This is a genomic window from Embleya sp. NPDC056575, assembly GCF_042793325.1.
Classification (GTDB): domain Bacteria; phylum Actinomycetota; class Actinomycetes; order Streptomycetales; family Streptomycetaceae; genus Embleya.
Genome location: NZ_JBHTVA010000017.1, coordinates 108,410 through 127,683, shown reverse-complemented (window position 1 = coordinate 127,683; position 19,274 = coordinate 108,410). Strand labels below are relative to the sequence as shown.

Annotated in this window: 15 protein-coding genes; all 15 read left to right on the top strand. The window is 69.7% G+C overall.

Annotation, left to right across the window (positions count from 1 at the left end):
* Positions 1 to 58 precede the first annotated feature (58 nt).
* The 15 genes from ACFRCG_RS16090 to nuoN all read left to right on the top strand — a co-directional run bounded on the left by ACFRCG_RS16090 (position 59) and on the right by nuoN (position 19,232).
* Positions 59 to 478, top strand: coding sequence for a MerR family transcriptional regulator (locus tag ACFRCG_RS16090; RefSeq protein WP_380031908.1), 420 nt, complete (start codon positions 59 to 61; stop codon positions 476 to 478).
* A gap of 2,277 nt (positions 479 to 2,755) precedes the next feature.
* A complete protein-coding gene (locus tag ACFRCG_RS16085) occupies positions 2,756 to 3,115 on the top strand; it encodes an NADH-quinone oxidoreductase subunit A (RefSeq protein ID WP_380031906.1) in 360 nt (119 codons plus the stop codon).
* Positions 3,116 to 3,207: 92 nt separating this feature from the next.
* Entirely contained in the window at positions 3,208 to 3,873 is a 666-nt protein-coding gene (locus tag ACFRCG_RS16080) for a NuoB/complex I 20 kDa subunit family protein (RefSeq protein WP_380031904.1), read from the top strand.
* Positions 3,870 to 4,619, top strand: coding sequence for an NADH-quinone oxidoreductase subunit C (locus ACFRCG_RS16075; protein WP_380031901.1), 750 nt, complete (start codon positions 3,870 to 3,872; stop codon positions 4,617 to 4,619). The genes ACFRCG_RS16080 and ACFRCG_RS16075 overlap by 4 nt, the downstream gene beginning before the upstream one ends.
* Entirely contained in the window at positions 4,619 to 5,956 is a 1,338-nt protein-coding gene (locus ACFRCG_RS16070; RefSeq protein WP_380031899.1) for an NADH-quinone oxidoreductase subunit D, read from the top strand. Before ACFRCG_RS16075 ends, ACFRCG_RS16070 begins: the two co-directional genes overlap by 1 nt.
* The gene (gene nuoE, locus ACFRCG_RS16065; protein ID WP_380031897.1) at positions 5,953 to 6,831 is read left to right on the top strand and encodes an NADH-quinone oxidoreductase subunit NuoE; all 879 of its coding nucleotides are present in this window, start codon (positions 5,953 to 5,955) and stop codon (positions 6,829 to 6,831) included. The genes ACFRCG_RS16070 and nuoE overlap by 4 nt, the downstream gene beginning before the upstream one ends.
* Entirely contained in the window at positions 6,828 to 8,165 is a 1,338-nt protein-coding gene (nuoF, locus tag ACFRCG_RS16060) for an NADH-quinone oxidoreductase subunit NuoF (protein ID WP_380031895.1), read from the top strand. Before nuoE ends, nuoF begins: the two co-directional genes overlap by 4 nt.
* 1 nt (position 8,166) lies before the next feature.
* Positions 8,167 to 10,722 carry an NADH-quinone oxidoreductase subunit G gene (locus ACFRCG_RS16055; RefSeq protein ID WP_380031893.1) on the top strand — a complete coding sequence of 852 codons (2,556 nt, stop codon included), beginning with the start codon at positions 8,167 to 8,169 and terminating at the stop codon, positions 10,720 to 10,722.
* An 11-nt stretch (positions 10,723 to 10,733) separates the two neighbouring features.
* The gene (gene nuoH / locus ACFRCG_RS16050) at positions 10,734 to 12,068 is read left to right on the top strand and encodes an NADH-quinone oxidoreductase subunit NuoH (protein WP_380031998.1); all 1,335 of its coding nucleotides are present in this window, start codon (positions 10,734 to 10,736) and stop codon (positions 12,066 to 12,068) included.
* Between the two features lie 4 nt (positions 12,069 to 12,072).
* Positions 12,073 to 12,657, top strand: coding sequence for an NADH-quinone oxidoreductase subunit NuoI (nuoI, locus tag ACFRCG_RS16045; protein ID WP_380031891.1), 585 nt, complete (start codon positions 12,073 to 12,075; stop codon positions 12,655 to 12,657).
* The gene (locus ACFRCG_RS16040; protein ID WP_380031889.1) at positions 12,654 to 13,640 is read left to right on the top strand and encodes an NADH-quinone oxidoreductase subunit J; all 987 of its coding nucleotides are present in this window, start codon (positions 12,654 to 12,656) and stop codon (positions 13,638 to 13,640) included. The genes nuoI and ACFRCG_RS16040 overlap by 4 nt, the downstream gene beginning before the upstream one ends.
* Positions 13,637 to 13,936: an NADH-quinone oxidoreductase subunit NuoK gene (gene nuoK / locus ACFRCG_RS16035; RefSeq protein WP_020549317.1), complete on the top strand. Its 300-nt coding sequence runs from the start codon at positions 13,637 to 13,639 to the stop codon at positions 13,934 to 13,936. Before ACFRCG_RS16040 ends, nuoK begins: the two co-directional genes overlap by 4 nt.
* Positions 13,937 to 14,042: 106 nt before the next feature.
* A complete protein-coding gene (gene nuoL / locus ACFRCG_RS16030) occupies positions 14,043 to 15,941 on the top strand; it encodes an NADH-quinone oxidoreductase subunit L (RefSeq protein ID WP_380031995.1) in 1,899 nt (632 codons plus the stop codon).
* Between the two features lie 64 nt (positions 15,942 to 16,005).
* On the top strand, positions 16,006 to 17,643 hold the full coding sequence (locus tag ACFRCG_RS16025; RefSeq protein ID WP_380031886.1) for an NADH-quinone oxidoreductase subunit M: 1,638 nt from the start codon (positions 16,006 to 16,008) through the stop codon (positions 17,641 to 17,643).
* A gap of 2 nt (positions 17,644 to 17,645) precedes the next feature.
* Entirely contained in the window at positions 17,646 to 19,232 is a 1,587-nt protein-coding gene (nuoN, locus tag ACFRCG_RS16020; protein WP_078975801.1) for an NADH-quinone oxidoreductase subunit NuoN, read from the top strand.
* Positions 19,233 to 19,274: the final 42 nt, after the last annotated feature.

Sequence of the window (19,274 nt, the reverse complement as noted above, 5' to 3'; positions counted from 1 at the left end):
GTCGCCGACGCTACGATCTAGAGCGAGGTCTAGATCAAGTCCGAGAGCGAGGCACGGTATGACCACCGAGCCGACCACGCGGTCGTTCGGCATCGGTGAGGTGGCCGAACGCACCGGCCTGAGCGTGCACGCCCTGCGCTTCTACGAGCGCGAGGGCCTGCTGGTCGGCCCGGTCCTGCGCACCCCGGGCGGCAGGCGGCGCTACACCTCGTTCGACATCGACTGGCTCCTGATCTGCGTCAAGCTCCGCGAATCCGGCATGCCACTGGCCGAGCTCGAACGCTTCGCCGAACTGGTCCGCCAGGGCCCGGGCAACGAAGCGGATCGCCTACACCTGCTCGACACCCACCGCCGGCGCGTGGACGCCCAGATTCGCGCGCTGGAGGAATGCCGCTCCGTGATCACCTGGAAGGTCGGCATCTACGCCGACCACTTGGCACGGGGCGAAGCGAGCGGGCTTTGGGACCCAAGGTCCTGAGGGCGGGGTGAGGGCTGGGCGGAGTGCGCTTTGCCGGTGCCGGTGCCGGTGCCGGTGCCGGTGCCGGTGGCGGTGGCGGACGGACGGGCGGTCGGCCGGCTCCGAGCCGGGGCGGGGTCGGCTCGGCCCGGTCGGCCCGGTTCGGGCCGCAGCGCCCACACACAGGTAGCGCGGTCATACCCGGCCGATGCGCCCGCGCTCCACCTTCGGTAGCTGACACGGCAGTTGCCACACCACCCTGGCACGTCGGCGACGACACCGGGGGATGGTCTGGTCGAGGTCCGGTTCGCCGGGTGGCTTTGCGAGATGGCCGGGAGTTCGCGGCGTGCGTTGCGCTTGGGGTTGCGGGGGGCCGGTGCGGGGTTGGTGCGGGTCGTGGGGTGGGCCGGCGGCGGTGTGGGCTTCGGGGTGTGGGCTTGCGTCGGGGCGGGGGGCCCGGGTCGGGGTGAAAAGCGACCTGCGGCGGGTGGCGGGGTGGGGGGTCGGGTTGGGTTCCGCCGGGCGTGCGTTCCCGAGTGGGTCGGGTTTGGTTCGGCGAGCCTCGGGCTTGGGGTTGCGGGGGCCGGTGCGGGGGCGGTGTGGGTCGTGGGGTTGGCCGGCGCCGGTGTGGGCTTCGGGTGTGGGCTTGCGTCGGGGCGGGGGGCCTGGGTCGGGGTGAAAAGCGACCTGCGGCGGGTGGCAGAGAGGGGGGTCGGGTTGAGTTCCGCCGGGCGCGCGTTCCCGAGTGGGTCGGGTTTGGTTCGGCAAGCCTCGGGCTTGGGGGCGCGGCCGGCGGGGTGGAGGCTCGGGTTGGGTTCGCCGGGCGTGCGTTTCCGAGTGGGTAGGGGTGATTCTGGGATGTTTGCGGTGAGGTTGGGGTTCGAAACCGGATTGCGATCGGTGGTTGCGGGCTTCGAGCTTCGGTGACCTGCGGTTTCGTGGTGGCGGGGAGGAGGGGCAGGCGTCGGGTGCCGGTTGCGTGCGCTCCGACCCCCTCGACGCCCCCGCAGAGACTGAAACCGCCCGATGGCAGTCGACTTCGGGTGCTGAGACCTCGCGGAGGCCGTCCGGGAGACCGAGAGTGCCCGGTGAGGGGTCGAACCGGATCCCGAGACACCTCGAACGCTCTTGCTTCGCACTGACCTGCGGTTTTCTCGCACACCGAGGCCACGACACCCCACGCCGTCCGGTTCCGTGAACTCCCGCCCCCCCACACACACCCACCGCACCTCGAAACGCCCTACCCGACCCACCCAGGAACGCACACCCGGCGGAACCCAACCCGAGCCTCCACCTCGCCGGCCGCGACCCCAAGCGCAACGCTCGCCGAACCAAACCCGACCCACTCGGGAACGCGCGCCCGGCGGAACCCAACCCAACCCCCCACCCCGCCACCCGCCGCAGGTCGCTTTTCACCCCGACCCGGGCCCCCGCCCCGACGCAAGCCCACACCCCGACGCCCACACCGCCGCCGGCCAACCCCACGACCCGCACCGCCCCCGCACCAGCCCCCGCAACCCCAAGCCCCAGGCCCGCCGAACCAAACCCGACCCACCCGGGAACGCTCGCCCGGCGGAACCCAACCCGGCCCCCCACCCCGCCACCCGCCGCAGGTCGCTTTTCACCCCGACCCAGGCCCCCCGCCCCGACGCAAGCCCACACCCCGAAACCCACACCGGCGCCGGCCCACCCCACGACCCGGACCAGCCCCGCACCGGCGCTCCGCAGCTGAAGCGCGAGGCTCGCCGAACCAAACCCGACCCACTCGGGGAGTTCCCCGGCGAACTCAACCCGACCGGACCGGACCCGACCCAGCCCACCCCCACCCGCCCGGACCTCCGCCCCCCGCCCCCGTCAAGACCCCCGTCCCGACCGCAGCGAGCCTGTGTCCGTTGGTTCACGAACCCGCCGTGACGGCGTTCGGTGTCGTTTCTGCGCCTCCTCCTCCGGTTGCGCTCGGTGACCGTGGGGCGCCAACTGGGCGGATCGATTATCACAACCGATCATCATCAGCCAAATTTGATGAGCTTGTGAACGGGTGGTATAGGCGATTCCCATGATCAACATCGTCCGTGAGTGGCGAACCGTTTAGGCTCCCCTATTTCTCACCCTGTGTGATTTTTGGCTGCACGCAACCGTTTCTGATCGATCATCAGGTGGTGAAGATCACACCATGATCATTCTCTACCCGTGTCGCAGATCACATCGCAAGGGGCCTAGGATGGGCGCCGTTCCGGCAGCTTGTGAACCCGGTCACATGCGTGGCTTCGGGGGACTGAGAAGGGAGATGGGAGCGCGGTGAACCTGTACGCGCCGATCCTCGTGCTCGGGGGCATTGCCCTGGCCTTCGGACTGGTCTCCCTCGTGATGGGGGCGCTCACCGGGCCCAAGCGCTACAACCGGGCCAAGCTCGAGGCCTACGAATGTGGCATCGAGCCGACCCCGCAGCCGATCGGCGGCGGGCGATTCCCGGTCAAGTACTACCTGACGGCGATGCTCTTCATCGTCTTCGACATCGAGATCGTCTTCCTCTACCCGTGGGCCGTCTACTTCGACTCGCTGGGGATCTTCGGTCTCGTCGAGATGGTCATGTTCGTGGCCGCGGTCTTCGTCGCCTACGCCTACCTCTGGCGTCGCGGCGGCCTGGAGTGGGACTGAGCGACGACATGGCACATGCACGTACACACACCGTGGGCCCGATCAGCCAAGCCCAGGCTTCCCCCAACGACTGACGGAGAGAGGGCATCCGCGTGGGTATCGAGGAGAAGCTGCCCAGCGGCTTCCTGTTGAGCACCGTGGAAGGGCTGGCCGGCTACTTCCGCAAGGGATCGTTCTGGCCGGCCACGTTCGGACTCGCGTGCTGCGCGATCGAGATGATGGCGACCGGCGCCGGCCGCTACGACCTGGCCCGCTTCGGCATGGAGGTCTTCCGGGCCTCGCCGCGCCAGGCCGACCTGATGATCGTCGCCGGACGGGTCAGCCAGAAGATGGCGCCGGTCCTGCGGCAGATCTACGACCAGATGCCCAACCCCAAGTGGGTGTTGTCGATGGGCGTCTGTGCCTCGTCGGGCGGCATGTTCAACAACTACGCGATCGTCCAGGGCGTCGACCACGTGGTGCCGGTGGACATCTACCTCCCCGGCTGTCCGCCCCGGCCCGAGATGCTGATGGACGCGATCATCAAGCTCCGCGAGGAGATCCAGGCGATGCCGCTGGGCGTCAACCGCGAGAAGGCCGCCCGCGCCGCCGAACAGGCCGCCATGAAGGCGCTGCCCACCATCGAGATGCTTCCCGCGAGCGCCCGCCGAGGCGCCCACGAACTCGATCCCGGCATCCCGGTCGGCCACGCGTCCGCGCAGCACGCGCACGCGGGCCACCCCCACACCGGCCACACCAACGACGGGGGCGCCCGATGACCGTCCCCGGCAGCACCCCCGAGGAAAAGGCCCAGCTCCCGGTTCCCGCCGACGCCGACGCCGAGCCCATCGCCGTGCGTCGTGGCATGTTCGGCGCGCGCGACTCCGGCGACACCTCCGGCTACGGCAAGCTCGTCCGTACCGTCGCCTTCCCCGGCCCCGCCTCCCGCCCCTACGGCGGCCCGCGCGGAACCGCGGACGGCGAGGGCGAGTTCGACCTCGTCGCCGACGAACTCTCCGGCGCCCTCGCGGAGGCCGGCATCGAGTTCGACCAGGCGATCGAGAAGGTCGTGGTCGACCGCGGCGAGATCACCTTCCACGTGCGCCGCGAGTCGCTGCCCCGGGTCGCGCTGACCCTGCGCAACGACCCGGCGCTGCGCTTCGAGCTGTGCACCGGCGTGTCCGGTACCCACTACCCCCAGGAGGCCGGCCGCGAGCTGCACGCGGTCTACCACCTGCGCTCGATCACCCACAATCGGGCGCTGCGGCTCGAGGTCTCGGCCCCCGACGCGGACCCGCACGTACCGTCCCTGGTGAGCGTGTATCCCGCGCTCGACTGGCACGAGCGCGAGACCTACGACTTCTTCGGCCTGATCTTCGACGGCCACCCCGCGCTCACGCGCATCCTCATGCCGGACGACTGGCCCGGCCACCCGCAGCGGAAGGACTACCCGCTCGGCGGCGTGCCCGTCGAGTACAAGGGCGCCCAGATCCCGCCGCCCGACCAGCGGAGGTCGTACAACTGATGTCCGATCAGACAACGACACCCCCATCCGCCGCGTACGCGCGGGAGACCACCGAGGGCCGGGTCTACACGGTCACCGGCTCCGACTGGGACGAAGTGGTCCAGGCCGCGGCGGACGCCGAAGAGCGCATCGTCGTCAACATGGGCCCGCAACACCCGTCCACACACGGCGTGTTGCGGCTGATCCTGGAGATCGACGGGGAAAGCGTCACCGAGGCCCGCTGCGGGATCGGCTACCTGCACACCGGGATCGAGAAGAACCTGGAGTTCCGCACCTGGACCCAGGGCGTCACCTTCGTGACGCGCATGGACTACCTGATGCCGCTGTACAACGAGACCGCCTACTGCCTCGCGGTGGAGAAGCTGCTCGGCATCACCGACCAGGTGCCCGAACGCGCGCAGGTGATCCGGGTCCTGCTGATGGAGCTCAACCGCATCTCCTCGCACATGGTCTGCCTGGCCACCGGCGGCATGGAGATCGGCGCGCTCACCGTGATGACCTTCGGGTTCCGCGACCGCGAACTGATCCTCGACGTCTTCGAGATGATCACCGGGCTCCGGATGAACCACGCCTACATCCGCCCCGGCGGCCTGGCCCAGGACCTGCCGCCCGGCGCCGTGGACAAGATCCGCGAACTGGTCAACATCCTCCCCGGCCGGATCCACGAGTACGAACTGCTGCTCAACGACAACGCCATCTTCAAGGGCCGCACCCAGGGCATCGGCTACCTCGACCTGGCCGGCTGCATGGCCCTCGGGTTGACCGGCCCGGTGCTGCGCTCCACCGGCCTGCCGCACGACCTGCGCAAGACGCAGCCGTACTGCGGCTACGAGAACTACGAGTTCGACGTCGCCACCGCCGACTCCTGCGACTCCTGGGGGCGGTACCTGATCCGCATCGAGGAGATGAAGCAGTCGCTGCGGATCGTCGAGCAGTGCCTGGACCGGCTGGCCCCGGGGCCCGTCATGGTGGCCGACAAGAAGATCGCCTGGCCCGCGCAACTGGCCCTGGGCACCGACGGGTTGGGCAACTCGCCGGCGCACATCAAGAACATCATGGGCACCTCGATGGAATCCCTCATCCACCACTTCAAGCTGGTGACCGAGGGCTTTCGGGTGCCGCCCGGCCAGGTCTACAGCGCGATCGAATCACCCCGGGGCGAACTGGGGGTCCACGCGGTCAGCGACGGCGGCACCCGCCCCTACCGCGTGCACTTCCGCGACCCCTCCTTCAACAACCTGCAGGCCATGGCCGCGATGTGCGAGGGCGGCCAGGTGGCGGACGTGATCGTGGCAGTGGCGGGGATCGACCCCGTCATGGGAGGTGTCGACCGATGAGTACGGACCTGGGCATGCCGATGCCCCCGGCGAAGCCGGCTCCGCCGTACCCGCCCGAGGTACGCGCGCGTCTGGAGGTGGACGCGAAGGAGGTGATCGGCCGTTACCCGCAGTCCCGTTCGGCGCTGCTGCCGCTGCTGCACCTGGTGCAGGCCGAAGAGGGCTACGTCACCGGCACCGGCATCGAGTTCTGCGCCGACATCCTCGGTCTGACCACCGCCGAGGTCTCCGCCGTCGCCACCTTCTACACGATGTACCGGCGGCGCCAGGGCGGCGACTTCCACGTCGGCGTGTGTACCAACACGCTGTGCGCGGTGATGGGCGGCGACGAGATCTTCGCGAGCCTGAAGGAGCACCTCGGCATCGGCAACAAGGAGACCACCGCCGACGGCGTGGTCACCCTGGAGCACATCGAGTGCAACGCGGCCTGCGACTACGCGCCCGTGGTGATGGTCAACTGGGAGTTCTTCGACGACGCGACCCCGCAGTCGGCCAGGGAACTCGTCGACGACCTGCGCGCCGGCAAGGACGCGGTACCCACCCGCGGCGCCCGACTGTGCACCTTCCGCGACACCTCGCGGATCCTGGCCGGCTTCCCCGACGAGCGCCCCGGCGCGGTGGACGAGGGCGGCGCCGGCGGCGCGGCCAGCCTGGTCGGCCTGCGGATCGCCAACGGCACGCACACCGACGACGCGCCCCGATCCACGACCGCGACCGTGCCCGGCTCCCGCAGCGCGACCCAGGGCGGCGCGAACGAGACACCGCCCGCCCCGAGTTCGCACGACGCCCCGGCGCGCACCGCCGAGTCCGACCCGGCCCACCCCGCGCCTCCCGCCGGGAACGCGCCCGACCAGGACGGGGACCAGGCGCCGTGACCGAGACCTCCCTCCTCACCCCCGTGCTCTCCGCCAACTGGGACGAGCACCGGCCGTGGACGCTGGACACCTACCGGCGCGACGGCGGCTACGAGGGCCTGCGCAAGGCGCTGGCCATGCACCCCGACGAGGTGATCCAGACCGTCAAGGACTCCGGTCTGCGCGGTCGCGGCGGCGCGGGCTTCCCCACCGGCATGAAGTGGGGCTTCATCCCGCAAAACGACGGCAAGCCGCACTACCTCGTGGTCAACGCGGACGAATCCGAGCCGGGAACCTGCAAGGACATCCCGCTCATGTACGCCAACCCGCACGTGCTGATCGAGGGCGTGATCATCGCGTCCTACGCGATCCGCTCCGGGCACGCCTTCATCTACGTCCGCGGCGAGGTCGTCCCGGTGCTTCGCCGGCTGCACGCCGCGGTCCGCGAGGCATACGCGGCCGGCTACCTCGGCAAGAACGTGCTCGGCTCGGGCTTCGACCTCGAACTCACCGTGCACGCGGGCGCCGGCGCGTACATCTGCGGCGAGGAGACCGCGCTGCTCGACTCGCTGGAGGGCCGCCGGGGCCAACCCCGACTGCGCCCGCCGTTCCCCGCCGTGGCCGGCCTGTACGCGTCGCCCACCTGCGTGAACAACGTCGAGTCGATCGCCTCGGTGCCGCCGATCCTGAACAAGGGCGTCGAGTGGTTCCGCTCGATGGGCTCGGAGAAGTCGCCCGGGTTCACCCTGTACTCGCTGTCCGGACACGTCACCCGGCCCGGCCAGTACGAGGCCCCGCTGGGTGTGACGCTGCGCCAACTCCTCGACCTTGCGGGCGGGGTACGAGCCGGGCACCGGATCAAGTTCTGGACGCCCGGCGGCTCGTCCACACCGATGTTCACCGACGAGCACCTGGACGTGCCGCTCGACTACGAGGGCGTCGGCGCGGCCGGCTCCATGCTCGGCACCAAGGCGCTGCAGATCTTCGACGAGACCGTGTGCGTGGTGCGCGCGGTGCTGCGCTGGACCGAGTTCTACGAGCACGAGTCCTGCGGCAAGTGCACCCCGTGCCGCGAAGGCACCTACTGGCTCACCCAGTTGCTCACCCGCCTGGAGCACGGCGAGGGCACCGAGGAGGACCTGGAGACGTTGCTCGACGTCGCCGACAACATTCTCGGCAAGTCCTTCTGCGCCCTCGGCGACGGCGCGGCGAGCCCGATCCAGTCCTCGCTCAAGTACTTCCGCGACGAATACCTCGCGCACTTCGAGCACGGCGGCTGTCCGTTCGACACCGCGGCATCCACCGCGTGGGCGACGACGGCCCCCGCTTCCACCGGGGCAGGAGCGCACAGCTGACATGACAGTCACGACCAACACCCCCGCGGGTGGGCCGCCGGCCCCCAAGCCGGAGGACCTCGTCACCATCTCGGTGGACGGGATCGACGTCTCGGTGCCCAAGGGCACCCTGGTGATCCGGGCCGCCGAGCTGATCGGCATCCAGATCCCCAGGTTCTGCGACCACCCGCTGCTCGACCCGGTCGGCGCCTGCCGGCAGTGCCTGGTCGACGTCGAGGGCCAGCGCAAGCCGCTCGCGTCCTGCACCACCACCGTCACCGACGGCATGGTCGTCCGCACCCAGCTCACCTCCCCGGTCGCGAAGAAGTCGCAGGACGGGGTGATGGAACTGCTGCTGATCAACCACCCCCTGGACTGCCCCGTCTGCGACAAGGGCGGCGAATGCCCGCTCCAGAACCAGGCGATGGGCGCCGGCCGGGCGACCTCCCGCTTCACCGAGGTCAAGCGCACCTTCCCCAAACCCCTGCGGATCTCCTCCGAGGTGCTGCTCGACCGCGAGCGCTGCGTGCTCTGCGCCCGCTGCACCCGCTTCTCCGAGCAGGTCGCGGGCGACCCGTTCATCGCGCTGATCGAACGCGGCGCGCTCCAGCAGGTCGGCATCTACGAGAAGCAGCCCTTCGAGTCCTACTTCTCCGGCAACACCATCCAGATCTGCCCGGTCGGCGCCCTCACCTCGGCCGCGTACCGCTTCCGCGCCCGGCCGTTCGACCTGGTGTCCTCCCCGACCACGTGCGAGCACTGCGCGTCCGGGTGCTCGCTGCGCGCCGATCACCGTCGGGGCAAGGTGCTGCGCCGACTCGCGGGCGACGAGCCCGAGGTCAACGAGGAATGGAACTGCGACAAGGGCCGCTTCGCGTTCCGCTACGCCACCCGTCAAGACCGGCTCACCTCCCCACTGATCCGGGACGAGGAGAGCGGCGAACTGGTTCCCGCGTCCTGGTCCGAGGCACTGGGCGTGGCCGCGCGCGGGCTGGCCGCCGCGCGGGGCAGCGCCGGGGTCCTGGTCGGAGGTCGGGCGACCCTCGAAGACGCCTACGCCTACGGCAAGTTCGCCCGGGTCGCGCTCGACGTCAACGACATCGACTTCCGCGCCCGTGAACACTCCGCCGAGGAGGCCGAGTTCCTGGCCCATCGGGTGGCCGGCACCGGTCTCGGGGTCACCTACGCCGACCTGGAGAAGGCCCCCGGCGTGCTCCTGGCCGGCTTCGAACCCGAGGACGAGTCGCCGATCGTCTTCCTGCGGCTGCGCAAGGCCTCCCGCAAGGGCCTGAAGGTGTACGGCGTCGCGCCGTTCGCCTCCTCCGGACTGACCCGGATGGGCGGCACGCTGCTGCGGGCCGCCCCCGGCACCGAGACCGAATGGCTCTCCGCTCTCGCCGACCCGGAGGTCGCCGGCGAACTCGCGCGCGGCGCGGCCGAAATGTTGCGCAAGCCGGGCGCGGTGGTGCTGCTCGGCGAACGCCTCGCCGGCGTGCCGGGCGCCCTCGCCGCGGCGAGCGCGCTGGCCGGGCGCACCGGCGCCCGGCTCGCCTGGGTGCCCCGGCGCGCGGGCGAGCGCGGCGCGGCGGACGCGGGCGCGCTGTACAACCTGCTGCCGGGCGGCCGGCCGGTCGACCACCCCGAGGCGCGCGCCGAGGTGGCCGCCGCCTGGGGGGTCGCCGCCCTGCCCGCCGGCTACGGCCTGGACACCACCGCGATCCTGACCGCCGTCCGCGAACAGCGCCTGGCCGCACTCGTGGTCGGAGGCGTCGAGGTGGACGACCTGCCCGACCCGACCGCCGCGCTGGCCGCCCTGGACGCGGCCCGCTTCGTGGTCAGCCTCGAACTGCGGCACAGCGCGGTCACCGAACGCGCCGACGTGGTCTTCCCCGTCGCCGCCGCCGCCGAGAAGCCCGGCACCTTCGTCGACTGGGAGGGCCGCGAACGCCCGTTCGCCACCGTCCTGAAGAAGGACCAGCTCGGCGGCGACCTGGCCGCGGTCATGTCCGACCTGCGGGTGCTGGACGCGATCGCCGAGGCGATGGCCGAACAGCACGAGGGCACCCCGATCGAGCTGCCCTCGCTCACCGCCGCCCGGCGCGAACTGCGCCGACTCGGCCGGTGGACCGGCGACCGCGGACCGGCCCCCGAGGGCCGCTCCCGCGAACTCCCGCGCCCCGGCGCGGGCGAGGCCGTACTCGCCTCCTGGCGCCTGCTCCTGGACGAGGGGCGCGGCCAGGACGGCGAACCCCATCTGGCGGGCACCCGGCGCGCGCCGGTGGTCCGGCTCTGCGCGTCCACGGCCGCCGAGATCGGCGCCGAGGACGGCGGCGGCGTCACCGTGACCTCGTCGCACGGGGAGGTCACGTTGCCGCTGCGCATCACCGACATGACCGAGCGCGTGGTGTTCCTGCCCGCGAACTCGCCCGGCTCCCCGGTGCGTCGCGCGCTGCGGGTCGCCCCCGGCGAGGTGGTCCGGATCCGCCCGGCGGTGCTCGACCTCGCGCACGCGCAGGGCCCGCCCGACAACACCGGCCTCAACGGTCGGACCGCACACGTTCATGAGGAGGAGCGGTGACGGACAGCGGCATGCAGCTCGCCGCGGTCGGGTTCGGTACCGACGTCTGGTGGCTGATCCTGCTCAAGGCGGTGCTCATCTTCGCGTTCTGCGTCGTCATGACGCTGTTCGCGATCTGGTGGGAACGCAAGGTCGTGGCCTGGATGCAGATGCGCATCGGGCCCAAGTACACCGGCCCGCAGGGCCTGCTCCAGTCCCTCGCGGACGGCGTGAAGCTCGCGCTCAAGGAGGACATCACCGTCAAGGGCGCCGACAAGGCCGTCTACATCATCGCGCCGATCGTGGCGATGGTCCCGGCGTTCATGGCGTTCGCGGTGATCCCCTTCGGCCCCGAGGTCTCCATCTTCGGGCACCGCACGCACCTGCAGCTGACCGACCTGCCGGTCGCGGTCCTCTACATCCTCGCGGTCGCGTCCGTGGGCATCTACGGCATCGTGCTCGCGGGCTGGTCCTCCGGCTCGACCTACCCGCTGCTCGGCGGGCTGCGCAGCTCGGCCCAGATGATCTCCTACGAGATCGCGATGGGCCTGTCCTTCGCGGCGGTGTTCCTCTACTCCGGCTCGATGTCCACCTCGGAGATCGTCGCCGCGCAGCAGGACACCTGGTACGCGGTCCTGCTGCCGGTCTCGTTCATCATCTACGTGGTCGCGATGATCGGCGAGACCAACCGGGCGCCGTTCGACCTGCCCGAGGCCGAGGGCGAGCTGGTCGGCGGCTTCCACACCGAATACTCGTCGCTGAAGTTCGCGCTGTTCTTCCTCGCCGAGTACGTGAACATGGTCGTGGTCAGCTCGCTGGCGACCACCCTGTTCCTCGGCGGCTACCTGGCCCCCTGGCCGATCACCGCGGTGTGGGACGGCGCCAACTCCGGCTGGTGGCCGTTCCTGTGGTACTTCCTCAAGGTCCAGGCGTTCATCTTCGTCTTCATCTGGCTGCGCGGCACGCTGCCCCGGTTCCGCTACGACCAGTTCATGAAGATCGGCTGGAAGGTGCTGATCCCGCTCTCGCTGGTGTGGCTGATGCTGGTCGCCACCGTGCGCGCGCTCAAGAACGAGGGCTACGAGCAGTCCCGGATTGTGTTGTGGGTCGCGGGCGGCGTGGTCGCGCTGCTCCTGCTGTCGATCCTGTGGGACGCGGTCACCCCGAACAAGGACGCGGAGGCCGAGGAGGCCGCCGCGAAGGCCGCCGGACCCGAAACGTTCGACCCGATGGCGGGCGGGTTCCCCGTACCGCCCATGCCGGGCCAGCAACTCCCGCCGGTGCCGCGCCGCAACGTGCGCAGACCGGAGCCGGTCGGCGCGCCGGCGGCGGAGCTCCCGGCCGACCGCACTGAAGGAGAGGCATAGACCCGTGCCCAAGTTCCTCGGACCGGTCGCGGGGTTCGGTGTCACCTTCGCGACGATGTTCAAGAAGGCGAACACCGAGTACTACCCGTACGAGAAGAAGGTCACCGCACCGCGATTCCACGGCCGGCACCAGCTCAACCGGTACGCCGACGGCCTGGAGAAGTGCATCGGCTGCGAACTGTGCGCGTGGGCGTGTCCCGCCGACGCGATCTTCGTGGAGGGTGCCGACAACACCGACGAGGAACGTTTCTCGCCCGGTGAGCGGTACGGCCGCAACTACCAGATCAACTACCTGCGCTGCATCTTCTGCGGTCTGTGCATCGAGGCCTGCCCGACCCGGGCGCTCACCATGACCAACGAGTTCGAGCTGGCCGACACCAGCCGGGCGAGCCTGATCTTCACCAAGGAACAGCTGCTCGCGCCGCTGTACGAGGGCATGGTTCCCGCGCCGCACGAGATGTACCCGGGCACCACCGACACCGACTACTACCTGGGCAAGATCACCGGAGCCGCACCCGGCACGGTGACCCAGGGGCGGTCCGGTGAGCCGGCCGAGGCGGGCGCGCAGGGGACGGAGGCGGGCCGATGAGCCCCGGAATGGACTTCGCGGCCGAGGTCACCAAGACCTCCACCGGCGAGGCGCTGCAGTTCTGGGTGCTCGCGGCCGTCGCGCTGATCGGCGCCCTGGCGACCGTCTTCATGAAGAAGGCGGTGCACAGCGCGCTCGCGCTGGTCACCACGATGATGTGCCTGGCGATCTTCTACCTGGCCCAGGGCGCGGTGTTCCTGGGCATCGTGCAGATCGTGGTCTACACCGGCGCGATCATGATGTTGTTCCTGTTCGTGCTGATGCTGGTCGGCGTCTCCTCGGTGGACTCGCTCAAGGAGACCCTCAAGGGTCAGCGGATCGCCGCCGCCGGGCTCGGCCTGGGCTTCGGCATCCTGCTGACGTCGGCCATCGCCAACGCCTCGATCACCCACTTCACCGCGCTGGCGACCAAGTCGGCGGGCAGCCGCCCCGTCTACCCGGCGGAGACCGACGACGAGGCGCTGCGCGCGGTCTCCCAGGGCAACGTGCAGGGCCTGGCGCACCAGATCTTCACCAAGTACATCTGGGCCTTCGAGATGACCAGCGCGCTGCTGATCACCGCGGCGGTCGGCGCGATGGTGCTCGCGCACCGCGAGCGCCTGGTGCCGCGCAAGACCCAGCGCGAGTTGTCCGAGGAGCGGGTGCGGGACAACAAGCAGGTCGCCCCGCTGCCCACGCCCGGGGTGTACGCCCGGCACAACGCGGTGGACGTACCCGCGCTGCTCCCCGACGGCAGCGTTTCGGAGTTGTCGATCAACGGCACGCTGCGAGCACGCGGTCAGATCCGCGACGTCAGCGCCGAGGCGGTGCACAGCGTGGCCGCGTTGGAGAGCGCGGGCGCCGACGACGACGACGAGGCGTGGCCGGACGAGTCGGACGCGCCCGCGTCCGTGCCCACCGCCCGCCACGAGCACGAGGACCCCGACCCGGGCTCGGGCGACGAGGTCGGCGCCGGCGCCGGTTCGAAGGAGGGGCGCTCGTGAACCCGGTGAACTACCTGTATCTGTCCGCGCTGTTGTTCACCATCGGTGCGGCCGGGGTGCTGCTCCGGCGCAACGCGATCGTCGTGTTCATGTGCGTCGAACTGATGCTGAACGCCTGCAACCTCGCGTTCGTGACGTTCGGCCGCATGCACGACAACCTCGACGGCCAGATCATCGCGTTCTTCACGATGGTCGTCGCCGCCTGCGAGGTCGTGGTCGGACTGTCCATCATCATCGCCATCTTCCGCAGCCGCCGTTCGGCCTCGGTCGACGACGCCAGCCTCATGAAGTGGTAGGTCGGAACCGGTGATCGAAACCTCCTCCCTGGCCTCCGGCGCCCTGCTCGCCAACGAGGGCGGCGGCGGGCTGCACTCCACGGCCGCCTCCGGTGCCTTCTCGGCGCTGTGGCTGGTCGTCGGACTGCCTTTGCTCGGCGCGGTGTTGCTGCTGGTCGGCGGCAAGCGGACCAACCCCTTCGGACACATCCTCGCCACCGCGCTCGCCCTCGGGTCGTTCGTGGTCGGCGTGCTGATGTTCGTGACCATGCTCGACAAGTCCGGCACCGGCCGCTCGGTGGACCAGCACCTGTGGACCTGGGCGCCGGTCAACGAGTTCCAGGCCGACATCGGTCTGCACCTGGACCAGTTGTCCATGGTGTTCGTGCTGCTGATCACCGGTGTGGGCTCGCTGATCCACATCTACTCGATCGGCTACATGGCGCACGACGAGAACCGTCGGCGCTTCTTCGCCTACCTGAACCTGTTCGTCGCGGCGATGCTGCTGCTGGTGCTGGCGAACAACTACCTTCTTCTCTACGTCGGTTGGGAGGGCGTCGGGCTTGCCTCCTACCTGCTGATCGGGTTCTGGCAGCACAAGCCGAGCGCCGCGACCGCCGCCAAGAAGGCGTTCATCATGAACCGCGTCGGCGACTTCGGTCTGGCCATCGCGATCTTCCTGATGTTCACCACGTTCGGCACCTTCTCCTTCGCGGGCGTACTCGGCGGCAGTGCGACCGCGAGCGACGGCACGATGACCGCGATCGGCCTGATGTTGCTGCTCGCCGCCTGCGGCAAGTCGGCGCAATTCCCGCTCCAGGCCTGGCTCGGCGACGCGATGGAGGGTCCCACCCCGGTCTCCGCGCTGATCCACGCGGCGACCATGGTCACCGCCGGCGTGTACCTGATCACCCGCTCGGCGGAGATCTTCAACGCCTCGCCCGACGCCCAGCTCGCGGTCACCATCGTCGGCGCGATCACCGTGCTGTTCGGGGCGATCGTGGGTTGCGCCAAGGACGACATCAAGAAGGCGCTGGCCGCCTCCACGATGAGCCAGATCGGCTACATGATCCTGGCCGCCGGCCTGGGTCCGATCGGCTACGCGTTCGCGATCATGCACCTGGTCACGCACGGCTTCTTCAAGGCCGGGCTGTTCCTCGGCGCGGGCTCGGTCATGCACGGCATGAACGACGAGGTGGACATGCGCCGCTACGGCGGCCTGCGCAAGTACATGCCGATCACCTTCGTCACCTTCGGCCTGGGCTATCTGGCGATCATCGGATTCCCGCTGCTGTCCGGGTTCTTCTCCAAGGACAAGATCATCGAGGCGGCGTTCGCCAAGGGCGGCACCTCCGGCTGGATCCTGGGCGCGGTCACCCTGCTCGCGGCCGGGCTCACCGCGTACTACATGACGCGCGTGATGCTGATGACCTTCTTCGGCAAGGAACGCTGGAAGGAGGCGCCCGCGGGCGCGCCGGCCGACTGGCACGAGCCGCACCCGCACGAGTCGCCGGTCTCGATGACCGGTCCGATGATCCTGCTCGCCTTCGGATCGGTGTTCGCCGGCGGCCTGTTCGTGCTGAACGACTCGTTCGTGAAGTGGCTGACCCCCGTCACCGGGTTCTCGCACGGCGACCTGCCGATGAGCGAGTGGGCGGTGACCGGCATGGCGATCGCGATGGTCGCCCTGGGCACGGTGGTCGCCTACTTCCAATACGCCCGCCGCGAGGTGCCTTCGGTGGCGCCGGCGGCGAGCCCGGTCACCGTGGCGGCCCGCCGCGACCTGTACCAGGACGCGATCAACGAGGGTCTGGTCATGCGGCCCGGGCAGTATCTGACCCGCCTGCTCGTGTGGTTCGACAACAAGGGCGTGGACGGATTCGTCGGCGGCCTCGCGGCCTTCGTCGGCGGCACCTCGGCGCGGGTGCGCCGGGTACAGACCGGGTTCGTCCGCACGTACGCGCTGTCCATGTTCGGCGGCACGCTGCTGGTCGTGGCCTGCACGCTGATGGCTCGGATGGCGTGATGACGACGATGCCGACCCGAATTCGGATCGCCCACACGGTAGGCGTCCAGGCGGAGGGACTTCGATGAACGGCCACTTTCCCTGGCTGACGACGCTCGCGGCGCTGCCGTTCGTCGGCGGCCTGTGCGTCGCCGCCGTACCGGCCGGCAAACGCAGGCTCGCCAAGAACGTGGCGCTGTTGTTCAGCCTGCTCACGCTGGCCGTCGCCGTGGTGGTGGCGACCAAGTTCGACAACGACGGCGGACGTTTCCAGATCACCGAGAGCTACAGCTGGATCTCCTCGTTCGGGGTGAGCTGGTCGCTGGGCGTGGACGGGATCGGCCTGGTGCTGATCCTGCTCACCGCGGTGCTGATGCCGCTGCTGATCCTGGCCTCGTGGCACGACGCGGACGAGGCGCCGGTGGGCGCCGACGGCTCGGCGGGCACGGGCCGGTCCGCGCCGCGCGGCACGCACGCGTTCTTCGCGTTGATGCTGCTGGTCGAGGCGATGGTCGTGGTGTCCTTCGCGGCCACCGACGTGTTCATGTTCTACGTCTTCTTCGAAGCCATGCTGATCCCGATGTACTTCCTGATCGGCGGCTTCGGCGGAGCGCAACGCTCCTACGCGGCGGTCAAGTTCCTGCTGTACAACCTGCTCGGCGGCCTGGTCATGCTGGCCGCGGTGGTGGGCCTGTACGTGGCCACCGCCAACCAGGGCATCGGCGTCGACGGGAACGGCACCTTCGACTTCGTGAAGATCTCGCAGGCGGTCGCCACCGGTCAGCTGGACATCGACCCGACCGCGGAGAAGGCGCTGTTCCTGGGCTTCATGTTCGCGTTCGCGATCAAGGCCCCGCTGTGGCCGTTCCACACCTGGCTGCCGGACACCATGACCGAGGCCACCCCCGGTGTCGCGGTCCTGGTCACCGCGATGGTGGACAAGGTCGGCACGTTCGCGATGCTCCGGTTCTGCCTGGAGATCTTCCCCGACGCGTCGAAGTACTTCGCCCCGGTGGTGATCACCCTCGCGGTGATCGGGATCATCTACGGCGCGCTGCTCGCGGTCGGCCAGACCGACATCAAGCGGCTGATCGCGTACACGTCCATCTCGCACTTCGGCTTCATCATCCTGGGCATCTTCGTGATGACCAGCCAGGGTCAGTCGGGCGCGACGCTGTACATGGTCAACCACGGCTTCTCCACCGCGGCCCTGCTGCTGATCGCGGGCTTCCTGATCTCGCGCCGCGGCAGCAAGACGATCGCCGACTTCGGCGGCGTGCAAAAGGTCGCCCCCATCCTCGCGGGTACGTTCCTGGTGGCCGGACTCGCGACCCTTTCCATGCCGGGACTCGCCCCGTTCGTCAGCGAGTTCCTGGTGTTGGTGGGCGCGTTCACGAAGTACAAGGTGGCCGCGATCTTCGCCACCACCGGCATCGTGCTCGCCGCCCTGTACGTGCTCGTCCTGTACCAACGCACGATGACCGGTCCGGTCCGGCCCGGGAACGAGAAGCTTCGCGACCTGGTGCCGCGCGAACTGGCGGTCGTGGTACCGCTGATCGCGTTCCTGCTCGTGCTCGGCGTCTACCCGAAGCCGGTGCTCGACGCGGTGAATCCGGCCGTGGACCACACGCTCAGCCGGGTGGAGCAGAAGGACCCGGCGCCCACCAAGCCCATCGAACAGGCCGCGGGCACCGAGGCGCACACCACTGGAGGCTCCAAGTGAGCATGAGCACCGCCGCAACGGCAACGCTCGCCGTGACGAAGGTGGACGCGCCCACCATCGAGTACGGCAAGCTCTCGCCGGTCCTGATCATCGCGGGCGTGGCCGTGGTCGGCGTGCTGATCGAGGCGTTCCTGCCCCGACCGGCCCGCTACCGCGCCCAGCTCACCGTGGCCCTGGTCGGCATGATCGCCGCGTTCGGCGCGATCGTGTGGCTGGCCCGGGACCTGCCCGACGACCACCGGGGCAGCATCACCGCGATGGGCGCGATCGCCGTCGACGGCCCCTCGCTGTTCCTCCAGGGCACGCTGCTCCTGATCGGCATCGCCTCGGTGTTGCTGATCGGCGAGCGCAAACTGGAACCGGCCGGCGGCGACGCGTTCGCCCCGCAGGCCGCGGCCGCGCCCGGCTCGCAGCAGGAGAAGGACGCCGCGGCGGCCGGGTGGACGCAGACCGAGGTCTACCCGCTGGCCATGTTCTCGCTGGTGGGCATGCTGCTCTTCCCGGCGGCGAACGACCTGCTGATGATGTTCGTCGCGCTGGAGATCCTGTCCCTGCCGCTCTACCTGCTGTGCGGGCTGGCCCGGCGCAACCGGCTGCTCTCCCAGGAGGCCGCGCTCAAGTACTTCCTGCTCGGCGCCTTCTCCTCGGCGTTCTTCCTGTTCGGCGTGGCCATGCTCTACGGCTACTCGGGCAGCGTCTCGCTGGACAAGATCGGGGTGGCCTCGGCCGGCGCGATGGACAACGACGCGCTGTTGCTGATCGGGCTCGCGATGGTGGCGGTGGGCCTGCTGTTCAAGGTCGGCGCGGTGCCGTTCCACTCCTGGACGCCGGATGTGTACCAGGGTGCGCCGACCCCGATCACCGGGTTCATGGCCGCGGCCACCAAGGTGGCCGCGTTCGGCGCGATGATGCGCTTCTTCTACGTCGCGCTGCCGGGCATGCGCTGGGACTGGCGGCCGGTGATGATCGGCGTCGCGATCGCGACCATGGTCGCGGGCGCGGTCATCGCGATCACCCAGACCGACGTGAAGCGGCTGCTCGCCTACTCGTCGATCGCCCACGCGGGTTTCATTCTGACCGGAATGATCGCGATGAACGACGCGGGCGTGTCGTCCACGATGTTCTACCTTGTGGCCTACGGATTCGTCACTCTGGGTGCGTTCGCGGTGGTCACTTTGGTACGGGACGCCCGCGGCGAGGCGACGCATCTGTCGCACTGGGCGGGTCTGGGCAGGCGTTCCCCGCTGGTCGCAGGAGTGTTCGCACTGTTCCTGCTCGCCTTTGCCGGCATCCCGCTGACCAGCGGTTTCGCCGGAAAGTTCGCGGTCTTCCAGGCGGCGGCGCGCGGCGGCGCGGGCAGCCTCGTGGTGGTCGGTGTGCTGTGCAGCGCGATCGCCGCGTTCTTCTACGTGCGGGTCATCGTGCTGATGTTCTTCTCGGAGCCCAAGGCGGACGGTCCGACGGTCGTCGTACCGAGCGTGATGACCACCGCTGCCATCGCGCTCGGGGTAGCCGTTACCGTGGTCCTTGGCATCCTCCCGCAGCCGGTACTGGACCTCGCGGACAAGGCAGCCTTGTTCGTCCATTGAGCACGACGCAGAGACTCTGCGTGATCGACAGGAGAGAACCGT

Coding starts and splice junctions, on each gene's coding strand:
- ACFRCG_RS16090 (WP_380031908.1), top strand. CDS start 59: ATGACCACCGAGCCGACCACGCGGTCGTTCGGCATCGGTGAGGTGGCC.
- ACFRCG_RS16075 (WP_380031901.1), top strand. CDS start 3,870: ATGACCGTCCCCGGCAGCACCCCCGAGGAAAAGGCCCAGCTCCCGGTT.
- ACFRCG_RS16070 (WP_380031899.1), top strand. CDS start 4,619: ATGTCCGATCAGACAACGACACCCCCATCCGCCGCGTACGCGCGGGAG.
- nuoE (WP_380031897.1), top strand. CDS start 5,953: ATGAGTACGGACCTGGGCATGCCGATGCCCCCGGCGAAGCCGGCTCCG.
- ACFRCG_RS16055 (WP_380031893.1), top strand. CDS start 8,167: ATGACAGTCACGACCAACACCCCCGCGGGTGGGCCGCCGGCCCCCAAG.
- nuoH (WP_380031998.1), top strand. CDS start 10,734: ATGCAGCTCGCCGCGGTCGGGTTCGGTACCGACGTCTGGTGGCTGATC.
- ACFRCG_RS16040 (WP_380031889.1), top strand. CDS start 12,654: ATGAGCCCCGGAATGGACTTCGCGGCCGAGGTCACCAAGACCTCCACC.
- ACFRCG_RS16025 (WP_380031886.1), top strand. CDS start 16,006: ATGAACGGCCACTTTCCCTGGCTGACGACGCTCGCGGCGCTGCCGTTC.
- nuoN (WP_078975801.1), top strand. CDS start 17,646: ATGAGCACCGCCGCAACGGCAACGCTCGCCGTGACGAAGGTGGACGCG.